Annotated in this window: 23 protein-coding genes and 1 pseudogene; 5 read left to right on the top strand and 19 right to left on the bottom strand. The window is 29.2% G+C overall.

Annotation, left to right across the window (positions count from 1 at the left end):
• The first annotated feature begins 45 nt into the window (after window positions 1–45).
• Window positions 46–1,143 (top strand): DNA-processing protein DprA, encoded by a 1,098-nt coding sequence (gene dprA / locus EYW44_RS08180; protein WP_132723181.1) that lies wholly within the window; start codon window positions 46–48, stop codon window positions 1,141–1,143.
• 95 nt (window positions 1,144–1,238) lie between these two features.
• Here the strand turns inward: dprA and EYW44_RS08175 are convergent, their stop codons facing one another.
• Window positions 1,239–2,135 (bottom strand): energy transducer TonB, encoded by an 897-nt coding sequence (locus EYW44_RS08175; RefSeq protein WP_132723180.1) that lies wholly within the window; start codon window positions 2,133–2,135, stop codon window positions 1,239–1,241.
• Between the two features lie 175 nt (window positions 2,136–2,310).
• Between EYW44_RS08175 and EYW44_RS08170 the strand changes: the two genes are divergently transcribed.
• From EYW44_RS08170 to EYW44_RS08160, 3 genes are all read left to right on the top strand, one after another.
• On the top strand, window positions 2,311–3,369 hold the full coding sequence (locus tag EYW44_RS08170) for a hypothetical protein (protein WP_132723179.1): 1,059 nt from the start codon (window positions 2,311–2,313) through the stop codon (window positions 3,367–3,369).
• A gap of 226 nt (window positions 3,370–3,595) precedes the next feature.
• Window positions 3,596–4,783 (top strand): dTMP kinase, encoded by a 1,188-nt coding sequence (gene tmk / locus EYW44_RS08165; RefSeq protein WP_132723178.1) that lies wholly within the window; start codon window positions 3,596–3,598, stop codon window positions 4,781–4,783.
• Window positions 4,784–4,864: 81 nt separating this feature from the next.
• On the top strand, window positions 4,865–5,122 hold the full coding sequence (locus tag EYW44_RS08160) for a DUF3781 domain-containing protein (protein WP_132723177.1): 258 nt from the start codon (window positions 4,865–4,867) through the stop codon (window positions 5,120–5,122).
• Between the two features lie 248 nt (window positions 5,123–5,370).
• Here the strand turns inward: EYW44_RS08160 and EYW44_RS08155 are convergent, their stop codons facing one another.
• The 17 genes and pseudogenes from EYW44_RS08155 to EYW44_RS08075 all read right to left on the bottom strand — a co-directional run bounded on the left by EYW44_RS08155 (window position 5,371) and on the right by EYW44_RS08075 (window position 21,507).
• Window positions 5,371–6,228 carry a DMT family transporter gene (locus EYW44_RS08155; RefSeq protein WP_132723176.1) on the bottom strand — a complete coding sequence of 286 codons (858 nt, stop codon included), beginning with the start codon at window positions 6,226–6,228 and terminating at the stop codon, window positions 5,371–5,373.
• 470 nt (window positions 6,229–6,698) lie between these two features.
• Entirely contained in the window at window positions 6,699–7,439 is a 741-nt protein-coding gene (locus EYW44_RS08150; RefSeq protein ID WP_132723175.1) for a protein phosphatase 2C domain-containing protein, read from the bottom strand.
• A 34-nt stretch (window positions 7,440–7,473) separates the two neighbouring features.
• Window positions 7,474–8,835 (bottom strand): TlpA family protein disulfide reductase, encoded by a 1,362-nt coding sequence (locus EYW44_RS08145; protein ID WP_132723174.1) that lies wholly within the window; start codon window positions 8,833–8,835, stop codon window positions 7,474–7,476.
• 196 nt (window positions 8,836–9,031) lie between these two features.
• Entirely contained in the window at window positions 9,032–9,526 is a 495-nt protein-coding gene (locus tag EYW44_RS08140; RefSeq protein ID WP_132723173.1) for a hypothetical protein, read from the bottom strand.
• 23 nt (window positions 9,527–9,549) lie between these two features.
• Entirely contained in the window at window positions 9,550–9,996 is a 447-nt protein-coding gene (locus EYW44_RS08135; RefSeq protein ID WP_132723172.1) for a hypothetical protein, read from the bottom strand.
• A 9-nt stretch (window positions 9,997–10,005) separates the two neighbouring features.
• On the bottom strand, window positions 10,006–13,356 hold the full coding sequence (gene mfd / locus EYW44_RS08130; RefSeq protein WP_132723171.1) for a transcription-repair coupling factor: 3,351 nt from the start codon (window positions 13,354–13,356) through the stop codon (window positions 10,006–10,008).
• A 72-nt stretch (window positions 13,357–13,428) separates the two neighbouring features.
• Window positions 13,429–13,869: a hypothetical protein gene (locus EYW44_RS08125; RefSeq protein ID WP_132723170.1), complete on the bottom strand. Its 441-nt coding sequence runs from the start codon at window positions 13,867–13,869 to the stop codon at window positions 13,429–13,431.
• A gap of 59 nt (window positions 13,870–13,928) precedes the next feature.
• A complete protein-coding gene (locus EYW44_RS08120; RefSeq protein ID WP_132723169.1) occupies window positions 13,929–14,366 on the bottom strand; it encodes a hypothetical protein in 438 nt (145 codons plus the stop codon).
• A gap of 130 nt (window positions 14,367–14,496) precedes the next feature.
• A complete protein-coding gene (locus tag EYW44_RS08115; RefSeq protein WP_132723168.1) occupies window positions 14,497–14,919 on the bottom strand; it encodes a hypothetical protein in 423 nt (140 codons plus the stop codon).
• A 68-nt stretch (window positions 14,920–14,987) separates the two neighbouring features.
• Window positions 14,988–15,581: a hypothetical protein gene (locus EYW44_RS08110; RefSeq protein ID WP_132723167.1), complete on the bottom strand. Its 594-nt coding sequence runs from the start codon at window positions 15,579–15,581 to the stop codon at window positions 14,988–14,990.
• The gene (locus EYW44_RS08105; RefSeq protein WP_132723166.1) at window positions 15,562–15,813 is read right to left on the bottom strand and encodes a CBU_0592 family membrane protein; all 252 of its coding nucleotides are present in this window, start codon (window positions 15,811–15,813) and stop codon (window positions 15,562–15,564) included. Before EYW44_RS08105 ends, EYW44_RS08110 begins: the two co-directional genes overlap by 20 nt.
• 38 nt (window positions 15,814–15,851) lie before the next feature.
• Entirely contained in the window at window positions 15,852–16,154 is a 303-nt protein-coding gene (locus EYW44_RS08100) for an ArsR/SmtB family transcription factor (RefSeq protein WP_132723165.1), read from the bottom strand.
• 53 nt (window positions 16,155–16,207) lie between these two features.
• A pseudogene (locus tag EYW44_RS22875) lies at window positions 16,208–16,327 on the bottom strand (CPCC family cysteine-rich protein); the annotation flags it as partial.
• A gap of 447 nt (window positions 16,328–16,774) precedes the next feature.
• Window positions 16,775–17,128 (bottom strand): hypothetical protein, encoded by a 354-nt coding sequence (locus EYW44_RS08090; RefSeq protein WP_132723164.1) that lies wholly within the window; start codon window positions 17,126–17,128, stop codon window positions 16,775–16,777.
• Window positions 17,129–17,183: 55 nt separating this feature from the next.
• Window positions 17,184–18,842 carry a solute:sodium symporter family transporter gene (locus EYW44_RS08085; protein WP_132723163.1) on the bottom strand — a complete coding sequence of 553 codons (1,659 nt, stop codon included), beginning with the start codon at window positions 18,840–18,842 and terminating at the stop codon, window positions 17,184–17,186.
• 322 nt (window positions 18,843–19,164) lie between these two features.
• Window positions 19,165–20,421: an MFS transporter gene (locus EYW44_RS08080; protein ID WP_132723162.1), complete on the bottom strand. Its 1,257-nt coding sequence runs from the start codon at window positions 20,419–20,421 to the stop codon at window positions 19,165–19,167.
• A 102-nt stretch (window positions 20,422–20,523) separates the two neighbouring features.
• The gene (locus tag EYW44_RS08075; protein ID WP_207893760.1) at window positions 20,524–21,507 is read right to left on the bottom strand and encodes an alpha/beta hydrolase; all 984 of its coding nucleotides are present in this window, start codon (window positions 21,505–21,507) and stop codon (window positions 20,524–20,526) included.
• 171 nt (window positions 21,508–21,678) lie between these two features.
• Between EYW44_RS08075 and EYW44_RS08070 the strand changes: the two genes are divergently transcribed.
• The gene (locus EYW44_RS08070; RefSeq protein WP_132723161.1) at window positions 21,679–22,113 is read left to right on the top strand and encodes a TerB family tellurite resistance protein; all 435 of its coding nucleotides are present in this window, start codon (window positions 21,679–21,681) and stop codon (window positions 22,111–22,113) included.
• Here EYW44_RS08070 and EYW44_RS08065 read toward each other — a convergent pair.
• Window positions 22,110–23,981 (bottom strand): tetratricopeptide repeat protein, encoded by a 1,872-nt coding sequence (locus EYW44_RS08065; protein ID WP_132723160.1) that lies wholly within the window; start codon window positions 23,979–23,981, stop codon window positions 22,110–22,112. The genes EYW44_RS08070 and EYW44_RS08065 overlap by 4 nt on opposite strands.
• Window positions 23,982–24,008: the final 27 nt, after the last annotated feature.

Genomic DNA, 24,008 nt, shown 5'->3' with positions numbered 1-24,008 from the left:
GATGAAAAATTGTATATTGTGCCTCAATTAATTACTTGAAAAAAAATGCTAGAAGAAGAATTATTCGCTGTACTTCGTTTACAGCGTACGCCAAAAATTGGCGATATTATTGCTAAAAAATTAATTCAGACTACCGGAAGTGCCTCACAAATTTTTAAAGAAAAGAAATCTTCCTTACTTAAAATTGATGGTATTGGTCAATTGATTGTCGATGGTTTATTAAATGAAAATTATATAAAAGCTACCGAAAAAGAATTCTCTTACATAAAAGAAAAAGAAATTGCTTATTCTTTTTATTTAAATGATAATTATCCTAAATCACTTGCAAATTGTATTGATAGCCCAATTTTGTTTTTTTATGACGGAAATATCAATTGGAATAATTCAAAAATTATTTCTGTTGTAGGAACACGTAATATGACAAACTATGGTCGTGATTTTTGTAATGAACTTATCAAAGATTTAACTCCTTACAATCCGATTATTGTAAGCGGTTTTGCTTATGGCGTTGATATTTGTGCTCATAGAGCTGCTATTGAAAATGACTTGCAAACCATTGCTGTGCTAGCTCATGGACTTGATCAAATTTATCCGAAAACTCATAAAAAATATATGAAAGATGTTATGAATAATGGTGGATTTATTTCTGAGTTTTGGCACGATGAAGATCCGATGCGTGAAAATTTTTTAAAACGAAATAGGGTAGTGGCTGGTATTTCAAAAGCAACCATCATTATTGAATCTGCGAACAAAGGAGGCTCTTTAGTAACAGCTGATATTGCGAATTCTTATCACAGAGATGTTTTTGCAGTTCCTGGCAGAACTAGCGATGTTTATAGTAAAGGCTGTAATCGTTTGATTAAAGAAAATCAGGCTCATCTATTATCTTCTGCTGAAGATATTATAACCATGCTAAACTGGGATCTTCAAAAGGAAACTAAAACCATACAACCACAATTATTTTTACAATTAACTCCCATTGAACAAAAAGTTTATGATTATCTTTTAAAAAATGGAAAACAGTTATTAGATGTAATTGCACTGAATTGTGAAATTCCTGTGTATCAGCTTTCTTCTATACTAGTACAAATGGAACTGAATGGAGTAGTGAAGCCATTGCCTGGGAAGTTATTTGAGGTGTAGGGTTTTAGTCGGAAGCTGGAAGTTAGGAGCTTGAAGTTTTTTTTCTTTTAACATAAACCCCACAGTTTTTTAAAACAGTGGGGTTACAACTTATATTACTCCACCATAAAAGTAATTGGTAATGTGTATGTAACACTAACTTTTTCTCCTTGATGTTCTCCTGCATGAAATTTTGGTAGCTTTTGCACCATTTTTAATGTATGGTTTTTTAAAGTTGGATGTGGTGCTCTTACTTTTATATCAATTACATTTCCTAAAGAATCAATTGTAAATTGAAAAGCTATCCTTTTCTTTCCTATAGACAAACCTAAGTTTTGAGCAATACTGGCATCAAAATTATTAATGACAAAATCTTTCATCTTTTCTTCAAATACCTTTTTTAATTCTTCTTTTGATACTTTTTTAGTCCCAAAAAATCTAGGTGGGGTATCTACAAAAGATATAGAAATTGGTTTATTTAGCTCTTCCGGAATTACCAATCCAAGTGTTACCATCTCTATTTCACCTTCAACAGGTATTTCTCCCATAATATCAGGTTCTTCTGGTGGTGTAAGACAGAATGTTGGAGGCTTAACTTTTAGTGAATCTTGCTTATTAATAACAGGCAATGAATCTATTTTTTGCAAACTATCAATTAATTCAACTTTTTCTATTTTCTGAATTTTGTTAGTTTCTGTTTTACAGCTAAACAACGTAGTACCCATCACTATCAATAAAATGAGTATAAATGATTTTTGAAAAGACAAATTTGTATGAAAAGTATGCTCAGGTATTTGAATAACAATACTATCTAATTGTTTTCGATAAAAATGACCACATACTTTTTCATTTTTTCTTTCTGATAAATATTCCTGAATTTCTTTAGGTGTCTTTTTTGTAAAATCTACTACAGTTTTAGCACATGATTTACAAAATTTTCCTTTTTCATTAGGTGTCATAGCATTCCAATTTTCATGACATGGCTTTGGAATAGATAATTTATAGTTTTTCATAGTTAAATAGTTTGGTTATCAGTAACAAATTCTATTCCAAAAAACATATCGTAAAATATTCGACATTATCTAAATACAAATACGTTTACAATTACACACTAAAAAACTACATACTGCCTACTAAATTGATTATTCTTTATTGTTATATTGACAACTGAAAAAACACCCTCAGTTTATGCATTCAGAAGAAAAGTTAATGTCTAAAAAGAAACCTGCGTTTCCTATTAATCATTTTTTAAACGATTATTTGGTAGAACACAGTAGAAATATAAAAATTCCTATTTTTTATGAAGATTTACTGCGTTTTCAAGGATCTGTAGTAGTGTATGATAAAAATGAAGAAGACACTTTATGGATTCGTGTGTATTATTCTGAATTTGATAGACAAGAAATCGATTTGAGTTTAAAAAAGGTATACAACATTTTACATTCTAATGGTAACGAAGACAATATTCAATACCTAAATATTGATGCGGTTGATTATTGTACCTTCGGAAACTCAAAACCTTTTAGAGTAAAAGTTCGTAATGTTTTAAATGATAACTACACGTATTTTTATGTCAAAAAAACAGATGCTTCTCGTGTATACGGACTTGAATTAGAGCATATTTTATCTCCTTACAATCTTAACTTTTTAGTGTATAAAGACACTTTAATTGAAGAACACATAGCTGGTATTCCGGGTGATACTTTTATTAAAGAAATGTTGCCAAATTGTTCTGAGCTAGAAAAGTCGCAAATAGCCAAAGAATTTGTCAAATTTAACGAGCGTTGTATGATTCGTTTATTAGGAGACATGCGTTCGTATAATTATGTAATTGTACCAACTCACGATTTTGATCATGTGGTGTATAAAATTCGTGCTATCGATTTTGATCAACAATGTTTTGAAGGAAAGTTTAAGGTTTATTATCCACAATTTTTTAAAGAAAATTATCCGATGGTAGCGCTAGTAGGAGAGAAGCTTCAAGAAAATTCTATTGAACAATACAAATTAGAAGAAAGATCTATTGTTGCTAAGCGTATTTTATCATCTGAAGATAGAATAAACGAACTCATCTTTTGTATGAAGAATGATGTAATTTCTATGGATGAAAATATTGAGTTATTAAAAATGCAGATTTACGATTTTACCAAAGATATTTCATTTAAAAAGAGTGAAAGTATGGGACAAATTTTAGAGAGAGCTCTCGATTTTGTTAGAAGAAATTATGAAGATGTTTCTACAAGATAATACCTTTTAATCTTTGAAAAATGTAATTGTAAAAGTATTTAAATACTATCTTTGGCGAGAATTTGACGTATGTCTATTCGAGTATTTTATGAAGTAATAACGTAATAAAAATGTATCGAGAACAATTTAAAGACTTCTCTATACTAAATTATTTTCCATTTTATTTCAAATAATTTCACTCGAAGTGACATTCATTTCATAAAACAATTACATTTTCAATCAAATCATGAGTAAGAAATCACTTTTTATTGCCATAGAAGGTCTGGACGGAACAGGTAAAAGTACCATTGCTAAACTATTATCTTATTTTATTCAAAACACCTTAGAGAAAAATGTAAAACTTACTTTTGAACCTCATGATCCATCTTGTGGTGGTTTGTTTATAAGACAAATTTTAGAAAAGAAAATCCGTAATTTCTCAAACGAAACATTAATGACTGCTTTTGCTGCCAATAGACTAGATCATTGTAATAGAGAAATTAACACTTGGCTTTCTAAAGAAAACAGTATGGTTATTTGCGATCGCTATTACTTATCATCATTGGTGTATCAATCTAGTGAAAAACATCCTTTTGAAGCTGTAATGAAAATAAATGAACATGCTACAAAACCAGATGTTACGCTGTTTATGAATGCCAGTAACGAGGTTTGTTATCAGAGGATGGATATTCGAAATAAACCAAAAGAGTTATTTGAAGAAGGATTAACTGAAACACGAGAAAAATACTTGAATGCTATTCAGTATTTACAAGAAGTTAAGAATGAAAAAATTCAAATAGTAGATGCTAGTGGATCTATAAAAGAAGTATTAGAGCGTGTAGTTAATGTAATTTCTGATGAATTTTCTGATCATATAAAAGCACAGTTAACTTCTGCTGTTAAGGAATATGAAATACCTTCATCAAACATATTTTCTTTAGATGGAGAAATTCCTGATTTACGTACTTCAGTTATTGAAAAAATAACAACTAATAAAGGACTTACAACTGACAATGTAAATGAGATAGTAAAAACGGAATTAGATACGTTAACTTTTACAGATAAAGGAGTCTTATTTTTAAATTATTTAGAAAACTTAGGTTATAACATTGGTGAAAAATGTTCATGGACCTCTTTAGATAGTTATAATATTGAATATACGCTTCCTGGCGGATTAACTCAAAAAGGAAAAGCATTATTAATTAACGAAAATCAACGATACGATGTTATTTTAGGAACTGCTAGTCAATTAGCTGAGCTTGAAAAAATGTCTGATTTCATGTTTATTTTTAATCCTGGACCGTCAGATTTAATTACAAAATTTTACGAGAGAGATATTATTGAATCTACTAAAGATCAATCGTTTTTATTCCCGAATATTCAGCAAATAACAGAACAAAATTTACAAGAATTCCTTGTTAAAGAATTAGTTTAAAATTTGTAGGAGAGAAGTACATTTGATATTCTCATTATATTTATAAAATGATATCGTTGTAATAAACAATCCATAAACTCGATGAACTACAAAGAAGTTATTTTATCTAATATCTGTTATACAGAACTTGTGTATGGTAGAATTAATAAAAAACTGAATTCTAAGTATTCAACTCAAGAAATAGAGGAACTTTTGCCTAGTATTATTGAGAAAACTGAGTTAACTAATTTTATTAGAAAAGGAAAGAATATCTATGTTTATAATGAAGAAGATAATCTAAGAATTACCATAAACATAAACACATTTAGAGTAATTACTGTAGATAAATTGAATCAATAATAGATATGCGATATTAGAAATTAAAAGTTATTATTGATTTTCAGGTGTAGCCTATGAGATTGAAGTTTTTTTCTTAAAATTGATCACCGATAACTGATAATTGTTCACCGAAAAAAGATTACTTCACTAAACTGCGTTCCGTTCGTAATGACATAACTAAAATATAAAGAGGTAAAAGAAAAACCTCTAACATTAAAAACTTTCAACTTTACAAACTCACTAACAACTAACCACTACATACTGATTCACTAACGTTTACTTCGTATACTTTCTATGACTACAGTAGCTAAAATTAAACCTCCACCTAAAAACGTATTTAAAGTTGGAATTTCATTCAAAAACAAAAAAGCAAGAATAATTCCGAAGATAGGTTGAACACTACTAATGATACTTGTTGTTGAGGCAGAAAAGAACTTTAACGAATACACCATTAAACTATGTCCTAGAGCCGTTGTTATTAATGCAAGCATAATTAGATACGGAAATTGAGTTTGAACGCCAGAAATATCCATAAAAAAGAGTGTAGGAGAGAGACACACTGTAATTATTACTACTTGATAAAACATTAATAACACTCCGTTGTACTGTGTCACATACTTTTTTAAGATTAAAATTCGAATAGCATAACATAAAGCTGAAATTAATCCGAATAAAATTCCTTGAACTGTTGTATTTTCAAAAGTAAAATTAGGAGATAAAATGTATAAACCTAAGAGTACCATAATACCTAAAAGAATATATATTGGATTGAATTTTACTTTCAAAAAAACTGGTTCTAAAAAGGCAATCATAACCGGAAAAGTATAGAGTGACAACATTCCTATTGCTACGTTAGATAATTTGAGCGCATAAAAATAAGTTACCCAATGTATTCCCATAAAAACTCCAGCAATAATAAATGGAACTCTATGTTTTGGAGATTTTAATTTGAAATCGATTTTTTTTAACAAACAAAACCCTCCTAACAATATCATTGCAAAAAAAGAGCGAAACCAAATAATCACTTCAGAAGGCATTGCTATATATCTACCTAAAACTCCAGATGTACTTATAAAAAAAGTAGCTAATAATAATCCTAATAAGTTTCTTGTATGATTGTTTTGCATGAAATTTGAGCTTTTTTGTTCAAAAACTCCAAAGATACAAACAGCTTTTAAAATTTAGTTTTAAAAAAACACATGAAAAACTACTTATTTTTAACTAAAAAAAATTGAAACTATCATTATAAAAAAGTAGGTTTTTAATTATTTATAAACATAGGTAAACAAACCTACAACTCCTTATTTTAAAGGGATTTAGCTCTATTTTACCACTCGTCGGATTATACTTGTATTTAGTCGATAGAACAAACGTTTGCAAACGATATTACATCCTGAAAAATAGCGATCTAAAATATCTTTGCACCGTAATCTGAAGGGTTATAGTATTTAAAATAGATAATACTTTTTTATAAAAAAGTATTTGAATAGTTTTTCATTTTAAAGTTTCCATTTTCCCCAATTTACGGAAATTTTAGATTTATTTGGTTGATTATAAAATCCTTTCGCAATTCTTATTGCTTAAGGGTTTTTTCTGTTTATAATACAACCCTAACAATAGCTAAATCATCGGTAACAACTAGGTTTTCGTCATCTCTTAACTTTTTAATTTTTCTATCTAACATGTTTTCAAACTCATTCCCATCAGTACTTACGAGTAAATACTGTATGAGTTCTTCTTCAGATCTTTGTTTGGCAGCACTTTTTAAGTTTTTAAACGTAAAAACACCATCTGTAGCAATAGAAATATCATAGCATTCTGTAAAAGAAAGTTTTTGATCTTGATTGAGATACCATTTTTCAAAATCTTCCTGTAAATGGTACCCTAAATAATCTGGTTTGTCTTCTTGTTCAAAATCATATGTTTGACCATTACAAACAACCAAACCATCACCAATTACAATAAATTCTGCATTTTTAGTATCTGTATCAACAATTCCTAAAATAAGTGTTGAGAGCAATTCATGTTTAGACAAATCTAACTGTTGTTGTACTTTCTTTACTTCAAAAAATAATTCGTTCAGCACATTTTTTAGAGTATCATTCAATGATGTTTCTGCCGTTTGTTTCGAAACAAATTCTTTGTAATACTCTTTATTAGCTATTGTTCGAAGTATTTTTCCATATAAAATAGAAGCAAATACAGATTCTTTTCCCATAGTACATCCGTCTAAAACGGCTATGAGTTTTCTTTTGTTAGAAATGTTTTCTGATAATAAAAAGTCTTCGCAATAAAGGGTGTGGAATTCTCCAATTTGAAGTGTTTTGTATACATTCATTCGCCGACAAAGTTACAAAACACTCCACTGTAAATTAGTTGTCTGGATTTAAATATTTATCAAGCATCTTTTCTACCTTTTTTACTGATACATTGCTTAGATTTTTTTCTAATTTTAAACCTTTTAAAGAAAGCAACATATAACTAGGTATTCCACTCATTTCGTATGCTTGAATGAATTTAGATTTATCTCCTTTAAAAAATAAATGCTCTCCAGTACCTCTTAAGTTTTTTTCTTTAATTACTGTAAGCCATTTGTTGAAATCTTCTTGATTATCTAAAGAAATTCCAACAAAAACAATTGGTTTGTCGCTATACTTTTCTTTTAACTCTTCTATTTTTTCGAAGTCTTTTAAGCATCTTTTACACCAAGATGCCCAAGCACCAATAAAAATATAGTTACCAGCATAATCTGATAGTTTTACCGCTTCTCCGTGAATGTTTCTGTAATCAAACTTAGATAAGTTTTTCTCAGCTTCAACATTTCTTATTTCATCATATTTTTCTTTTGCTTTTGTAATTAACTCTTTACGTTCAGCATAGGTTTTTATTATCTTGAAATATTCTTTTGTAATTTTAGGATTGTCTCTACCCATATCATTGTATAAACTCCATAACACACCTTGTTTTAAAGGCGCTGTTCTGATAGAATTTAAGACTTCTTCTTTTTCAGTAGAAGTAGGATATCTTTCAATTTCTTTTTTCCATTTTAAAATACTCAAATTCTTGTAATCTGGATATTTTTCAAAGAGTAATTGACTATCAAAATGAATAGTGTTTAAAGGCTGTAAAAATCGTTTAGAAACTGTAATACTATCTGTAAACTTGTAATGTTTTTTAGCATCTTCAAATCGTAAAATATCGTAATAGTAAGCATATTGTAGATTCTTCATTTCATCATCAACAAATTGTTGATCTAGATCACCAGAAAATAAGGTTCCGTAAAAATCATTGTAAAGTGCATCTAACTTTACTAAATAATCATTTTCATCTCCTTCGTAAAATGATTTTTTATGATACTTTTTTAAGTTTCCAACATCATTTAAAAAAATTTGTTTTCTACTTAATAAATATGAATTTTCTGCTGAGTTTTGTCCAGAAATCACCAATGTTTCGTAAAAGTTATTGGCATCGAAAGCGATATTAAACTCGTCACTTGGCTTTAAAAATAGCGGAATTGTATTGCCTTCTTTTTCTAAAAGATAGTAGCCTTTATCAAAATTAATATCAACTTTAAAGTTCTGTTCTTTAATTACTACAGTTTCTAAAGCTTTATTAGTAAGCGATCTAATGGTAAAAACATTTCCAATAGAATCATTTCTTATTTCAAAATTAATTCTTTGACCAAAAATAGCAGTTGTGGTAAATAGTAAAACGTATGTAACTATTTTTTTCATATTCAAATATTTATGCCGCTGTAAAGATAAACAACGGGTTTAAATCTAATGCTAACAAAACCCAAATAACGTATTTGGGTCTTATTTATTTTACTTATTACAATTAATGTGCCTAAAAATTGATAAAACAGCAAATTATTTACTATTCGAATTATACAGTTATCAATTTAAAATGTTATGTGATACTTTTATTTTATTAAAGTTCACCACTTCTAACCTTTTCCATTTTAACGGTATAGGCTTTTATTAACTTACCATAGTAACTTGAATACACTCCATTACTATAAGTTTCTAACTTTATTCTATCCCAAATTCCATATTTGTAAACATTGTATCCAGGTCCTGTTGAATAAGTACTTGCGCCCATTCCTGGTTGTCCTTGTGCATAACCTTTCTCAGATTCAAAAATATACCTGTATGTATCTTTATCAGAATACTTGTCTTTTGTTTTTAAATCTTCTCTAGTAACAAATTCATACTTTCCTTTGTAATTCTTTTCTACATGCTTTTTCATGTATTTATCAACACTCTTTTTACCATCTAACATACATAAAAGAATGTGATCTGTATTTGCAAAATCAGGAGGAATAGCACCCTTTTCTATAGATGTTTTACCAGAAGCAACTCCTTGGATAATCATACCACAGGAAGAAAACAATACAGATATTAAAACAATTATTACTCTTTTCATATTTCTTACTTTATAAATCTTTATTAATTGTCACTTTTTCTAATCTCCTCCAATTTTTTCGCATGTGCTTTTAATACCATTTGATTATTGGTTGAAGAAAAACCTGTTCTGTAAACTTTATTTTCTTTTCTATCTAGCATAAAAAAATCTTTAAAACTACCATATTCAGGCATTTTAGATTCTTTAAAATCAAAAAGATAAGCGTATGTGCTTACATCTTTATATTTATCATTTGTTTCAAGCTCTTTAGTGCTTACAAACTCATGTTTTCCTTTGTAATATTTTGTGAAAATCTGTGCCAATTCTCCTCCTAAATTCTTTACTAAAAGCACTTGATTATCTTTTATAAAACTTGCAGGAACTGTACCTTGTGCAACACTTATTTTAGAAACTGCTTCGTTGTAAATTTTAGTGTTTCCACAGCTAACCAACAAAGTAGTAACCACTACTAAAACTAATAATCTTTTCATTCTAATTTTTTAAACTGATTTTAATATTTCTAGTGCTTTTGCAACACTATCTATTTTAATAAACGTGATTAATAATCGTAATCCATTTTTAGTTTGTTTTTCTTTCATTACACAACTTTTAGAATTACGTTGAACATACTTTAGCATTTTTGTAAATGCCTCTGTTTGATAAAAATCACTTTGTTGATCGGATACAAAATACCCAACCATTCTTTTTTGTTTTAGAATGATTTTTTCTAAACCTAACGATTTTGCTAGCCATTTTATACGAACACTATCTAACAAATCTTGCACCTGAGCAGGGAATTCACCAAAACGATCAACAATATTTTTTTCAAATGTTTCTAACTCTTCTTCTGTAGTTAAATCACTCAATTCTTTATATAAATTCAATCGTTCAGTAACAGCATTAACGTAATCATCTGGAAACAGAATTTCAAAGTCGGTATCAATTTGCACCTCTTTTACATACTCTTTTTCAACTACTTCCCCTTCAGATTCGTATAAATCTTTAAACTCGTTTTCTTTCAGTTCGTCAATAGCTTCTTTTAATATTTTCTGATACGTATCAAAACCAATATCATTAATAAATCCGCTTTGTTCACCTCCTAATAAATCACCAGCACCACGAATTTCTAAATCTTTCATGGCAATATTCAATCCGCTACCTAATTCAGAAAACATTTCTAATGCCTGAATACGTTTACGAGCTTCATCTGTCATTACATGATAAGGCGGAGTTATAAAATAACAAAATGCTTTTTTGTTAGATCGCCCAACACGACCACGCATTTGGTGTAAATCTGACAATCCAAAATTATTAGCATTGTTAATAAAGATCGTATTGGCATTTGGTACATCCAATCCACTTTCAATAATAGTTGTAGACACCAACACATCAAAGTCTCCGCTCATAAAAGATAGCATCAACTCCTCAAGTTTTTTACCTTCCATTTGTCCATGTCCAATACCAATTTTTGCTGAAGGTACCAATCGTTGTAACATACCCGCAACTTCCTTAATATTTTCAATACGATTATGAATAAAAAAGACCTGACCTCCACGTGAAATTTCATATGAAATAGCATCTCGCATAGTTTCTTCTGACAAGCGAATTACATTTGTTTCTACTGGATGACGGTTAGGCGGTGGTGTTTTTATTACTGATAAATCTCTGGCTGCCATTAAACTGAACTGTAAAGTACGCGGAATTGGTGTTGCTGTTAAGGTAAGCGTATCAACATTTTCTTTAATGGTTTTTAATTTATCTTTAGCAGATACTCCAAATTTCTGTTCCTCATCAATAATCAGTAATCCTAAATCTTTAAACTGAACACTTTTGTTGGTTAATTGATGTGTTCCAATTACAATATCAACCGAACCATCTGAAACACCTTCTAAAACCCCTTTTCTTTGTTTTGTGGTTCTAAAACGGTTTAAATAGTCTATTCGTACCGGAAAATCTTTTAAACGCTCAGAAAACGTTTTAAAATGCTGAAATGCTAAAATAGTGGTTGGTACTAATACCGCCACCTGCTTACCATTGTCTACAGCTTTAAATGCAGCACGTATGGCAACTTCTGTTTTACCAAAACCAACATCTCCACACACTAAGCGATCCATTGGCTGATCTCTTTCCATATCCGCTTTTACATCTTGTGTTGCTGTAAACTGATCTGGTGTATCTTCATAAATAAAACTAGCTTCTAACTCATGTTGAATATGCGTATCTGGACCAAAAGCATGTCCTTTTTCTAGTTTACGTTTTGCGTATAATTTAATTAAGTTAAAGGCAATTTCTTTAACTCTAGTTTTAGTTTTCTGTTTAATTTTCTTCCAAGCACCCGATCCTAATTTGTATATCTTAGGTGGTTTTCCATCTTTTCCGTTGAATTTTGAAATTTTATGTAGCGAGTGAATGCTTACATACAAAATATCTCTATCACCATAGATTAGTTTGATCGCTTCTTGTTTTTTTCCATCCACATCAATTTTCTGAAGTCCGGCAAACTTACCAACACCATGATCAATGTGAGTTACATAATCTCCTTTTTCTAAATTGGTAAGTTCTTTTAAGGTGATGGATTGCTTTTTAGCATATCCATTTTTTAATCGGAACTTATGGTAACGTTCAAATATTTGATGATCTGTATAACAAACAATCTTTTCAGTTTCATCAATAAACCCTTGATAAACAGGAAATACAATGGTTTCATAATGTACCTCTTCATCAGAATCGTCAAAAATATCTTGAAAACGTTGTGCTTGTTTTTCATTCGCACAAAAAATATAATTGGTATATCCTTTTGAATGATGCACATTTAAATCTTCTATCAACAAATTAAATTGTTTGTTAAAAGAAGGCTGTGAACGCATGTTGAAATCTATATTGGGTCTCGACTGCGCTCGACCTGACAACTGCGATTGATCTGAAAAATGAGCAACCGTAAAATCGGCTAATTGCGAAGTAATTAAATCACCATCACAAAATAACTCATCAGGTTTTGCGTGTTTTATTTCTTCAGATAATTTCTCAAACTCTACTTGTGCTCTGCGGAAAAATTTATCTAAATTTCCTTTTAGTAAGTCTAAATTCTTAACAAAAAGTACTGTTTTAGAAGAAATGTATTTTAAAAAACTTTCTCTAGATTCTTCCAATGCTTTGTTTTCAACATTGGGCATAATACTAACCTTGGTCAATTTTTCTTTAGAAAGTTGTGTTTCTACATCAAAAGTACGGATGCTATCAACCTCATCACCAAAAAATTCAATTCTGTATGGTTCATCATTTGAAAAAGAAAAGACATCAACAATTCCACCACGAACTGAAAACTCTCCAGGTTCAGTAACAAAATCTACACGATTAAAATTATATTCAAATAAAACTTCATTGATAAAATCGAGTGATAAGTTTTCACCTTGATTTACCTTTAACGTACTTTTTTCTAGTTCTTTTTTGGTAACTACTTTTTCAAACAACGCCGTAGGATAGGTAACAATTATAGCAGGTTTTTTACGTGAATTCATTCGGTTTAAAACCTCGGCACGTAATAATACATTTGCATTGTCTGTTTCTTCTATCTGGTAAGGTCTTCTGTACGATCCAGGATAAAACAATACGTTTTTCTCTCCAAGTAGTTGTTCTAAATCGTTTAAATAATAAGCAGCTTCTTCTTTATCGTTACAGATAAATAAGTAAGGTTTGTCTGCTTTTTTAAATGTTTCTGATATGATAAAAGACAACGACGAACCGACCAAATTCGATATTTGAAAATGGTGATTGCTTTGTTGTAGTTGTTCTAAAACCTCATTGGTTTTTGTAGACTTCTGATAGTAGTTTACAATAGATTGCTTACTCAACGGAAATAAATTTTTTCAAAGATAGGGGAATTGTGTGAAAAAGTTGAAAAGTTATACGGTTAGAAAGTTTTATTATGCTATTAATTCATATAATTCTTCAATTACTTCTTGTTTTTTAGAATTGGTTTTATTTATCATTTTTTTAATTTTTAAAAGTTTGGTAGAGTTTATATTATATTTTGATTTTAACCATAAAAACGATGAAGTAGACTCTTTAATATTGCTTATTTTTTTATAAATATCTTGTAACTCATTTTGTTTTTCTTCTAAGAATCTTAAATCGATAAAAGAAATGCTTTCTACTTCTTTTGTTTTCTTGTCTATAATAAACCCTGATGCTCCACCTATTACAGGACTCTTTTTGGGAATATTACCTTGTAAATCAACTAAAACAAAATTATAATAGATTTTAAAAACAAATTCTTTTCTATCACTGTATGTAAATTTAAATCCAGAAGAAACTTCGTCTAGTGATTTTACATATTGTTGTGCTATTTTATCAAAACTGTCCATAAACTCTATTTCTAACAAATTTAAATTACCCTAAAAATATATTACAAACGCTTAGCGTATTATTTATACTCAACTTTTATCTGTCTTCTTTCTAAAAATTTAACTAATTTAATAAAGTTTTCTTCCCCTATTTCAAGCCTATTTATTCGAATTGGCCACTCATTTTTTGATTTAAAAACTAAAAACATAGCATTATTTAAAATCAAACATTTAGTTATCTGACTTAAAAAAAAGGTCTCATATCTTACTTGACCACTTGAAATTTTTAATTGAGTTGGCTCAATGATTAAATTCTCAACACCAAACTTAAATATATTTGCAGAATCATTAATTGATTTAAGCGCTTTCAATGTGCTAATAATTTCTAGTAAAAGAAAAAAAAGTCCTAAAAAACAGGGATAAATTGCTATACCAACAAAATCAAACTCTGAATTAATTAATAAATCTGCTAAAAATAAAACACCACTAATTACTAAGATTATTAATGGTAAGTACAATTTCTTTTTCTTAATATAGAAAAGGTAATTTTTATAATCTTTTATGTAGTTATTTTTATTGTTGTTAACTGAAAAATTCAATTTTTACTATTTTAATATTAAATGAATCAGCTATAATAAACAATAAATTTTATGGAATCGACTTTCCAATAACAGTTTTATAATAATCTCGTTCTAATTTTCGGTGTCTAGAAGAAACCCAAAAGGGTATTGAAACACCGCCGGATACAATGCCGCTGGTAATTAATAAACCTCCAAAAATATCGGAAGAACCATTTCCTTCACTTACTACAGCACAACCTGAAAGAAAGCTTACAGCAGAAGCTGCGGTAAAAATAATTCCTAAGGTTTTGTTTGTTTTTCGTTTAGTTTCTAATGTTAATATTCTATTTAAATCTTTACGAATAGTTTCGTCTCTTAAATTTAAATCGTTAGTATCAACTCTTAATTCATCTAATTTAAGCATTTGAGTATCACTTAAACTCTGAGATATGATATTAAAAGATACTAACAATGCAACGATGAGCATTGCTTTGTGGGGGGTAGTAGTCATCTTTATATACTTTTATGTCGTTTAATAAAGATAACTAATTTTAATGAGATTTCAAAAAAACATCTGATTTACAGTGTTTTCACTGATTTATCATGTCTATCATACGTTTCTTTCATAAATGTTTTTAGTAAGGAAGTAGCTTCTTCATGTGAAGCTTTAATGTATTTTGATAATAATGTAATTTCTTTTTCAATATTGTTACTTTTTAAATCATTAATTAAATCGTTACAATTGTTAGTTATCAACCTACTTTCATCTGTAATTTTAAACTTATTGGTTATAAAACAATTTTCAATAGCAAGTAATGTTACTCCAGAATATAAATAACTTCTGTAATCTACTGGGTGAACTCCTATTTGATTGATTTCGTAGGTAATTTCTACGTTTCTTATTTCTTTAAACTGTCTATCAAATAATATAATTGTCTCAAATATTTCTTTTATGGCACGACTATAATTATATGTGAAAAAATCATTACATTCTTCACTTTCTATATTCAGCTTAATTTTTTTATCGTTCTTTTTAGACTTATAAATTTTAAGATATAAATGTGCATAACGTTCCCATGCTTTTCTTAAAGCAGAACCCTTTCTTTCGGTTAAATCCCATGATATAACTTCCTCTTCGTATTTAAGTAACCTATTATTCTGAAAAAGTATCATGTTTTTTTGTTTTGAAAATGGTTAAAATAGCTATACAACTCCATAACATATTAGTTACAAAAGGTGGTATTGCATTGTAATGATAACAGTTTAAAGCTATAAAAACACCTCCTAATAAATTAAAGTATTTACCTGTTTCTAAATATTTTTTATTTTCTAACAGTGTAAATGCATAGGCTATTATGATCAAAGCTGAACCTGTCCATCCTAATATATCAAAGAAATATTTCATATTTTGTTAAATTGAGAATTATCGATATGTTTTGTTTTTTAAAGTATAAAAGCCGTGAAATTTTGAATTATTTTTTCATTTCTTTTTAAATATGTCCATTTGCCATGACGTGTAGAAATTAACAATCCACATTTTTCCATATTAGATAAGTATGTAGATATTGTAGATTGAGATAATCCTGCTTTTTCTTGAATATAAGTAACACAAACTCCATCATTAAAATGTTTTAACGTTTCATGAGGAGGAAAGTTTTTCTCTGGCTCTTTTAACCATTCTAATATTTGTAATCTAGTTTTATTAGACAAACATTTTCCTATTGCTGTTGCCAATTTAAAATTCATATAATAAATATATCTATATTTTTCGATATATAGAATTATAATTTAAAATATTTTTATAAGCTTTCTTTTGTATGTATAATGTCAGGCTTATCTATATTAGTTCCATCATCTTCCCAAAAACAAACCGGACAAATTAAATGACTTCCTCTCTTTGGTAACGTAACATAATCGTAACAAGAACACTGCTCTGTTGGTGTTGTATTTTCAAATTCTTACCAGTGGCTTTTATCTTTTCTTCGGATATAAATCAGTGTAATAAATTTCTGCTACTATAAACAATATTAAAACTACTTTCATAATCTACTCCTTATTAAATTCACCAATCAACAAATAATAAATCCATAAAATTAAAGGCAATCCAATAGATGAAACCATATCAGTTTTTGTAATTTCTTCATTTCTGAATAAAGAAAATATAATATCAACAATCAATCCTATTAAACAGAAAAGAACTAGAAAAAGAATACTTATGAAAAACTTGCTAATAAAATTCTTTGTTGAAAAAAATGCCTTTTTAGAAGGGGGGGGGTAAATTTTAACAATCCATGTAAAGTTATACTTTCAGGAAAACGACTTCCTCCAATAGCATAAATAATTATATAATATTCTTTATTAAAGAGTTATGAAACTAAATAATAGTTATCATATCTATATTTTTCATGATAAATTTTACACTCTTTATCTGTAACTTCAGATTTTAAATCGAATAAATGAGCTAATCTCATTAAAACACTCCTATTGAAATTACTTGAGTTTAATGCTTTCCTGCTCTCTCCAAATAAATGAATCTTTGTATTTCCTATATTGACAAACGATTTTGAGTAATCTAAATAATCAGTAGAAGACAACCAATCACTGTAATTATTTACTACTTCAAACTCTGATTTTCCATCAAAAAAAGTATAATTAGATACAATACTTTTTTTGAAAGAAAATATATTCTCAGTATTTGAAATGTGCTGATTTGCTAGCATTTTTTAGGTTGGTTGGTTCATTCTTTATCAAAATTTCCCCAAATATAATAAGCTTCTATCTAAAAATTAAAAAAGTACCCAAGACTAACACAATAATAACTGCACCAACAATTTTAGCATGTTTCCAAGGAGTAACATCTATTTCTTTGGTAATTGAAGGTTGATAAATAGTCATTTTAGGCATTATTTTACCAAAAAGTAACATTATCAGTATGTTTGCAACAAACAAAATTCCCATAATATGTAAAAAATGTGGATAAGCTGTTGCTTTGATAACTGCTAAATCTTTAGCTTTTGTAATTCCTTCAGACTTTGCTAAAATCATAGCTTCTTGAGTAAAACATGGCTGCAATACTAATAAACTTGCTAAATACATAAGCACGCCAACGGTTAATACAATTTTTGCTGCAACAGCGGGTACATTTTTAGTTAAAATTCCTACGATTACTACTGATAAAATTGGTACACTTAAACTACCCAATGCTTGTTGAATGTAAGAGAATAATCCATCGGGTGCATTTCCTATAAAAGGTGAAATAAACATTGCAACCAAAGCCAATAACAAACCAAACAATTTACCTGCTTTTACAGTTTCTTTTTCAGAAGCATTCTTATTAAAGTATTGTTTATATAAATCGAACCCAAATAGGGTAGCACTACTATTTAGTAAACTATTAAATGAACTTAATACAGCACCAAATAAAACTGCTGCAAAAAAACCTAAATAAGCTCCTGGTAATACTTCTCTTACTAAAGCTGGATACGCATAATCTGGCGATTCTAAATTTCCTTGAAAAATATGCCAAGCAATGATTCCTGGTAACACTACAATTACCGGAATTAAAAATTTTACAAATCCTGCTAATAGCATTCCTTTTTGTCCTTCCTTCAAGCTACTTGCACCAAAAACACGTTGTAATATCGACTGGTTTGTTCCCCAGTAATACATTTGAGCCAACATCATTCCTGTGAAAATTGTTCCGAAAGGTATTGAAGATTCTATGCCTCCAATAGCATCAAATTTTGTAGGATTTGTTTTCCATAATTCAGATAATCCATCAAAAAAATCTCCTCCACCAATATATACTAATCCGAAAATTGGAATTAATAATCCTCCAATTAATAAACCAGCAGCATTTACTAAATCAGAAACAGCTACCGCTTTTAAACCACCAAAAATGGCATAAATAATTCCGATGATTCCAATAGACCATACACAAATCCAAATAACAGCATTTTTAGATAAACCTAAAGCAGTTGGCAAATCGAACATAGTACTAAAAGCAATAGATCCTGAATATAAAATTGTAGGAATCATTACGACACCGAATGCTATTAAAAATAATATTGATAAAATTGCTTTTGTTTGTTGATCAAATCGTTTTTCTATAAACTCAGGAATGGTAGTAATTCCTGATTGCATGTATTTAGGAAGTAGAAAAATAGCTGTAATTACAATTGCAACTGCTGCTAAAGTTTCCCAAGCCATCACTAAAATTCCTTCGCTAAAAGCCTGACCATTTAGCCCTACAATTTGTTCGGCTGAAAGATTGGTTAATAAAAGCGAACCTGCAATAGTAATTCCGCCCAGACTTCTTCCGCCTAAATAGTATCCTTTTGCAGAATTTTCATCGGTTCCTCTACTTGCATACCAGGCAATTATTGCCACAAAAAGAGTGAAACCAATGAATGAAATAATAGATAGTACATCCATGATTTGATTAGTTTTTAATATTTGGTTAATTAGCCTCTAAATTTAATACTATGGAAGAGAATCGTTTACAATTATTTTGTAAAATATTAATTCAAAAAGAATACATTTCTTTTTGAGTTTGTAAATCAATATTTTACTAACAAATTTTATTTAAATCCCTTTAAATACGGTAGGAGGATACCGATAGTAGTAAAAAGATGCAGGCATTATTAATAATTGCCTATCACCAAATAATTTCTTTTCAATAGACCTGTAAAAACAGATAGTAGTAAGATACTGATTTTAAAGCTAAAAATCAATGAGCCAAAAAGATTTTTTTATGTTATAGCTTCTCTTGACTATACAATCGATGGTAATACCAAGCTGCAATTCCGCCAACAACAGAAAAGATAGCCAACATCCAAAATACATGTTGATGTCCAAGAATTCCTGGAGAGTTATCTAATAAATATCCCATTGCTAATCCTGCAAAAATATCTGGAGTATAGCCTACTAAAGATATTAACCCCACAGCTGTTCCAGTTAAAACTAACGGAATTTGTCCTTGTTTCATTACAGCAAAATACAAACAACGGGCAGCATATACACCTGTGGCTACAATCACTATAGAAATGATAAAAAACACAGAAGTTGTAATAAACCCTAAAGCAAATAATAAAGCGCCTAAAAAGGAAATTAAAAAACCAATCCATAACCAAAGTGTCACTTTTGATTCATGTGCTAAAAAACCTATTCCTATACCAATTACAGGACGTAAAAAGAGTAAAAATGTGCCTATTTTAGCCGAATTTACTTGATTGTACAACAATACATCTTGGGCATACAATGAAAATACATCAGTAATTTTATAACCAACATATGCACACAAAATAATAATCATTAACAACCAAACCGAAGGTAACTTTAAAACTGATTTAATTTGTGAAACGGTTATTTTCTCAATAGTAATTTTTTGTGTTGATTCTTCGTTTAATTTCATAAAAAACCAAACTAATACACCTACCAAAGCTATTACAAATGAAGAAATTAAAATTACTTGTTTAAAAGCTTCTTTATTTTCTGTTACTGAAACCTCTACTGCTTCTGAGGGAATAATAATTGAAAAAACAAACACACCTAACACACCAAATAAAGCTCCTACCAAACCTCTACCAGCATCTAAAAATCCAAAAGCTTTGCTTTGTGATGTGGTACCTCCCCAAATTCTAGTTGCTTTTATCATAGGTGCCCAGAATAAAAAAATGGTTGTAAATCCCCAGTATCCGTATAAAATTTTTAACACTTCTAAATCTGGAAATGATGCATATAACAATCCACCAATAGCAGTCATCCATAAGGCGATGGCTATTAATTTTCTTGGAGCAAATCTATCAGCAATAGGTCCTCCAAAAAAATAGGAAAATAAGGCTACAATGCCATATACAGAAAAACAAACTCCTAATTGTAAATTATCTAAACCAAAGGTTTCTAACACAGTAGGTCTAAAAATTCTAGGCAATACAAATGGAAGTATAAATACCGATTCACCTGCTAAAATTAGTAATGGTAAAAAGTACCATGGAGCTTTTTGGAATTGCATGTAATGTGTTTAAAGTTTTGTAAGAGTTATAAATGTACATTTTAAATTATAAATCTTCTTAAAACACAAGTAATATTCAAATATTAATTAAATTTTGTTGACTTATTGCACTTTTAATTTTTGTTGTTCTACCACAAAATCAAAACACACTTTTTCTAAAGAATCTCCATTTACAGTAGCGTTCCACGGACCGTGACCTTTTCCTTCTAATGGATAAAATTTATAATCGACTCCTGTACTTATGTAATTGTCTCTTAATTTCTCAGCATCAGAAAATAATACAGTTGGATCAGCTGTTCCATGAATGATAACAATTGGTGCATCATTGGTATCAAAGCGTTGGTTTCCGTATAAATCATTCAATATTTCTACAGAAATTCCACTGCCCCAAAAGTCAAGTATCGAATGTACTTTTGTTGTCTGATTTAAATTTGTAGTTGCCAGCGTAGGATCAGTAGTTGTTGATATTTCATTCGTATAATCCTCAGCATCAGTAATTCCTAACATTGTTGCTGTTACAGCTCCTGCTGAACCTCCACCAACAGTAATGTAATTAGTATCTATGTTATAATTGCTTGCATTGGCAAATAACCATCTTAAAGCTGCTTTTGCATCTCTACTAGCAGGATAAATTGCTAAAAACTGCTTAGCTGTATCCGCATCTAAATTATTATCAGCAAACGTAACCCAACTCTGTAGAACAGTTCCAATATCTCCTTGTAATCTGTAATTAATTGAAAAAGTAACCCAGCCTCTGGCAGCAAAATATTCGGCTAAATTTACCATTTGTGGAACATCTTTAGAACCTGAAATAAAACCTCCTCCATGAATTAATAACATTGCAGGTCTGTTTTTATCGGCATTATTAGGAACGTAAGCGTCTAACAACAATGATTTTGTTGTAGTTGTAGTACTGTTATAACTTTCATGACTCAATCCTTGTGCATATTCAATATTCTTAGTTATTGTAAAATCGTAAGTTTCTGAAGAAGTCACAATTGGAGTAGTATCAATTTCATCTTGTGTCATTTCATTATTGGTATTGCTACAAGCAAAAGCGACAAAAAGTATTAGTAATCGTTTCATAAAATTGGGGTTTAGTTTATTAGACGAAACTTTTCAATAAAAGTTTAAAATATCAGTAATTTAGGTATTGTGAGTAAAATTAGATAGACATTTTTAGTGACTTTTTATAAAATTTTACTTCTAAACGAATAGAACAATGCTTAAATTTACAATAATTAAAAAAATAAAACTATGTCTATATCAGATTTATACTCAAGCGGAAAACATAAACAAGAAATTGGTCATTTTGCAAGTGTGGTAAAAATTGCTAAGGTTGATGGTATCATTACAGATGACGAACAAAAATTATTAGATAGAACGGCTAAAAGATTAAATATTAGCGAAACTGAATACAAAGAGATTCTTAAAAATCCTGATGCTTTTCCAGTAAATCCTCCAATAGGTTACGATGAAAGTATTGAACGTTTGTATAGATTAACTAAAATGATTTACGCGGACAAAGATGTTAGTAAAGATGAAGTAGTTATTATGCGTAAAATTGCTACTGCTTTAAGCATTCCTGTTGATAATGTTGAAAAAGTTTGTGATGAAGCAATTCACTTAGTAATGAACGATAATGATTTGGATGATTTTACAGCTGCTATTAAAAAAGTAAACGCTGTTTAAATATTTAAAACCATATCTAAAAGCATTGTATTCGACTCTATCTTTAGTTTTTTTCGAAGTCGATACCTTGCTTTTCTTACACCTTCTTGAGTAACATTTAAAATACCGGCTATTTCTTTGGTTGATAAATTCATTTTTAATAATGCCATCAATCTTAGCTCATTAGCTGTTACAGTTGGGTATTTATTTTTAATGATACTATAAAAATCTTTATGTAGTTGTTCAAAATACTTTTTAAAATTATCCCAATCTTTATCTTCAGTCATATTAAAATTGATTGTTTGAATAAGTTTTTGGTAATTGTACTGAGTATTTTGATCTTCTGCATACTTAATGCTTTCCACTTCTTTTTTTAGTGTTTTTAATGCCTTATTTTTATTTGCTAGATGTAGCGAATTTGAAGTGAGTTCTTTACTTTTTTCTAGTAATTCTTTATCTTTTTTCAACAGTTCTCTATTTAAAAAGTATTTTTCTATGCAAGATTGCTGCTCTTTTCTTCGGAAGGTAAATATGAAATAAGACAATAAAAAAGTTCCTAAAAAAAAGGCAATTATCAATAGAACATGCCTCTGTTTTACTTGCTGATTTATTTTGGTAAGCTTTTTAATTTTTCTCTCTTTTTTATCAAACTCAAACTTTGCTTGCAATTCTCTTGCTTGTTTTTGTTTTTCAATTGCATTTATAGAGTCTTTAAGCAACGATATATATTTGTAATAAGCAAACCCTTTAGCGGAGTCTTTTTTTTGCTCTGCAATAACTGCAAGCACTTCTACGGCATCTTTTTCTAAATCTAAACGCATCGCTTTTTTAGATAATAGTAGTGCTTCCTTTGCATAATATGTAGCAGTATCTAATTTATTCAACTTTAAAAAAGAATTTGCCAATCCAATACTAGTGTAGCTTTTATCTTTATAATCTGATTTAGAATAATTTTTAAAAGCTATTTTTTGAAAATCTACTGCTTTTTGATATTGTTTTTGTTCATAATACAAATCGCCCATAAGAGACTGTAAAGCACAGATTCTTTTCTTATGATTTATACTACGTGCAATTTTTAATGCCTGATTATAAAAGTCTAATGCCTTATCAAACTGTTTAATTCCTTTGAAAGCAATTCCTTTATTTTTCAATAAAACTAGTAAGTGTATTTTATTACCTCCTTGAATAATTTGGGGTAGTGCTTTCTCTAAAAACGTTAATGCTTTTACATATTCTTTTTGACGAATTAATACGTTACTAATTTGAATATTGGTACGCCCCAAACCTGAAACATTATTTCGATGTTCATACAGCGTATTTGCTTTAAATAAATGAGTTAAGCTTTTTTCATCGTGCCGCATCAAAAGATAAGAAACTCCAGTATTTTCAATAGACTTTATGTATGAAACTGAGTCTTTTAGTTTTAAAAATAATCTTCCTGATTTTTTAAAACTTTCAATAGCCTCAAAATAATTACTTTGAAAATTTTGTACTGCTCCAATTTGGTGTAGGGCAGAGGCTTGTCCCCATAAATGATCTATTTGTTGATTAATAGACAGTGCTTTTTTAAAATATACTAACGCAGAATCGTATTCTTTTTCATAATAATGAACAATTCCTAAACAGTTATTGGATCCAGCAATTCCTCTAGGAGATTTGATTTTATTAGCAATTCGTAACGCTTTTTTTATAAACTTTTTTGCTTTCAAATGATTTGCGCTTGCATATTGAATACCTAAATCATTATAAGCTTTTATTAAAGTAGTATCTGTAGTTTTCGTATTCACAATTTGCAGTAAACTATCTACTATTTGCTTATTTTGAGCTGTTACTTTTTTGAAGTAAAATATAATAAAAACAACACTAAAGCTTAGAGCCAATGTTTTCATTGTAAATATTCATTTATGTTGGTAAAA

The organism is Tenacibaculum sp. M341, from assembly GCF_004337695.1.
Classification (GTDB): domain Bacteria; phylum Bacteroidota; class Bacteroidia; order Flavobacteriales; family Flavobacteriaceae; genus Polaribacter.
Note: the sequence above shows the minus strand (reverse complement) of the source record. Positions and strands in the feature narration are given on the sequence as shown.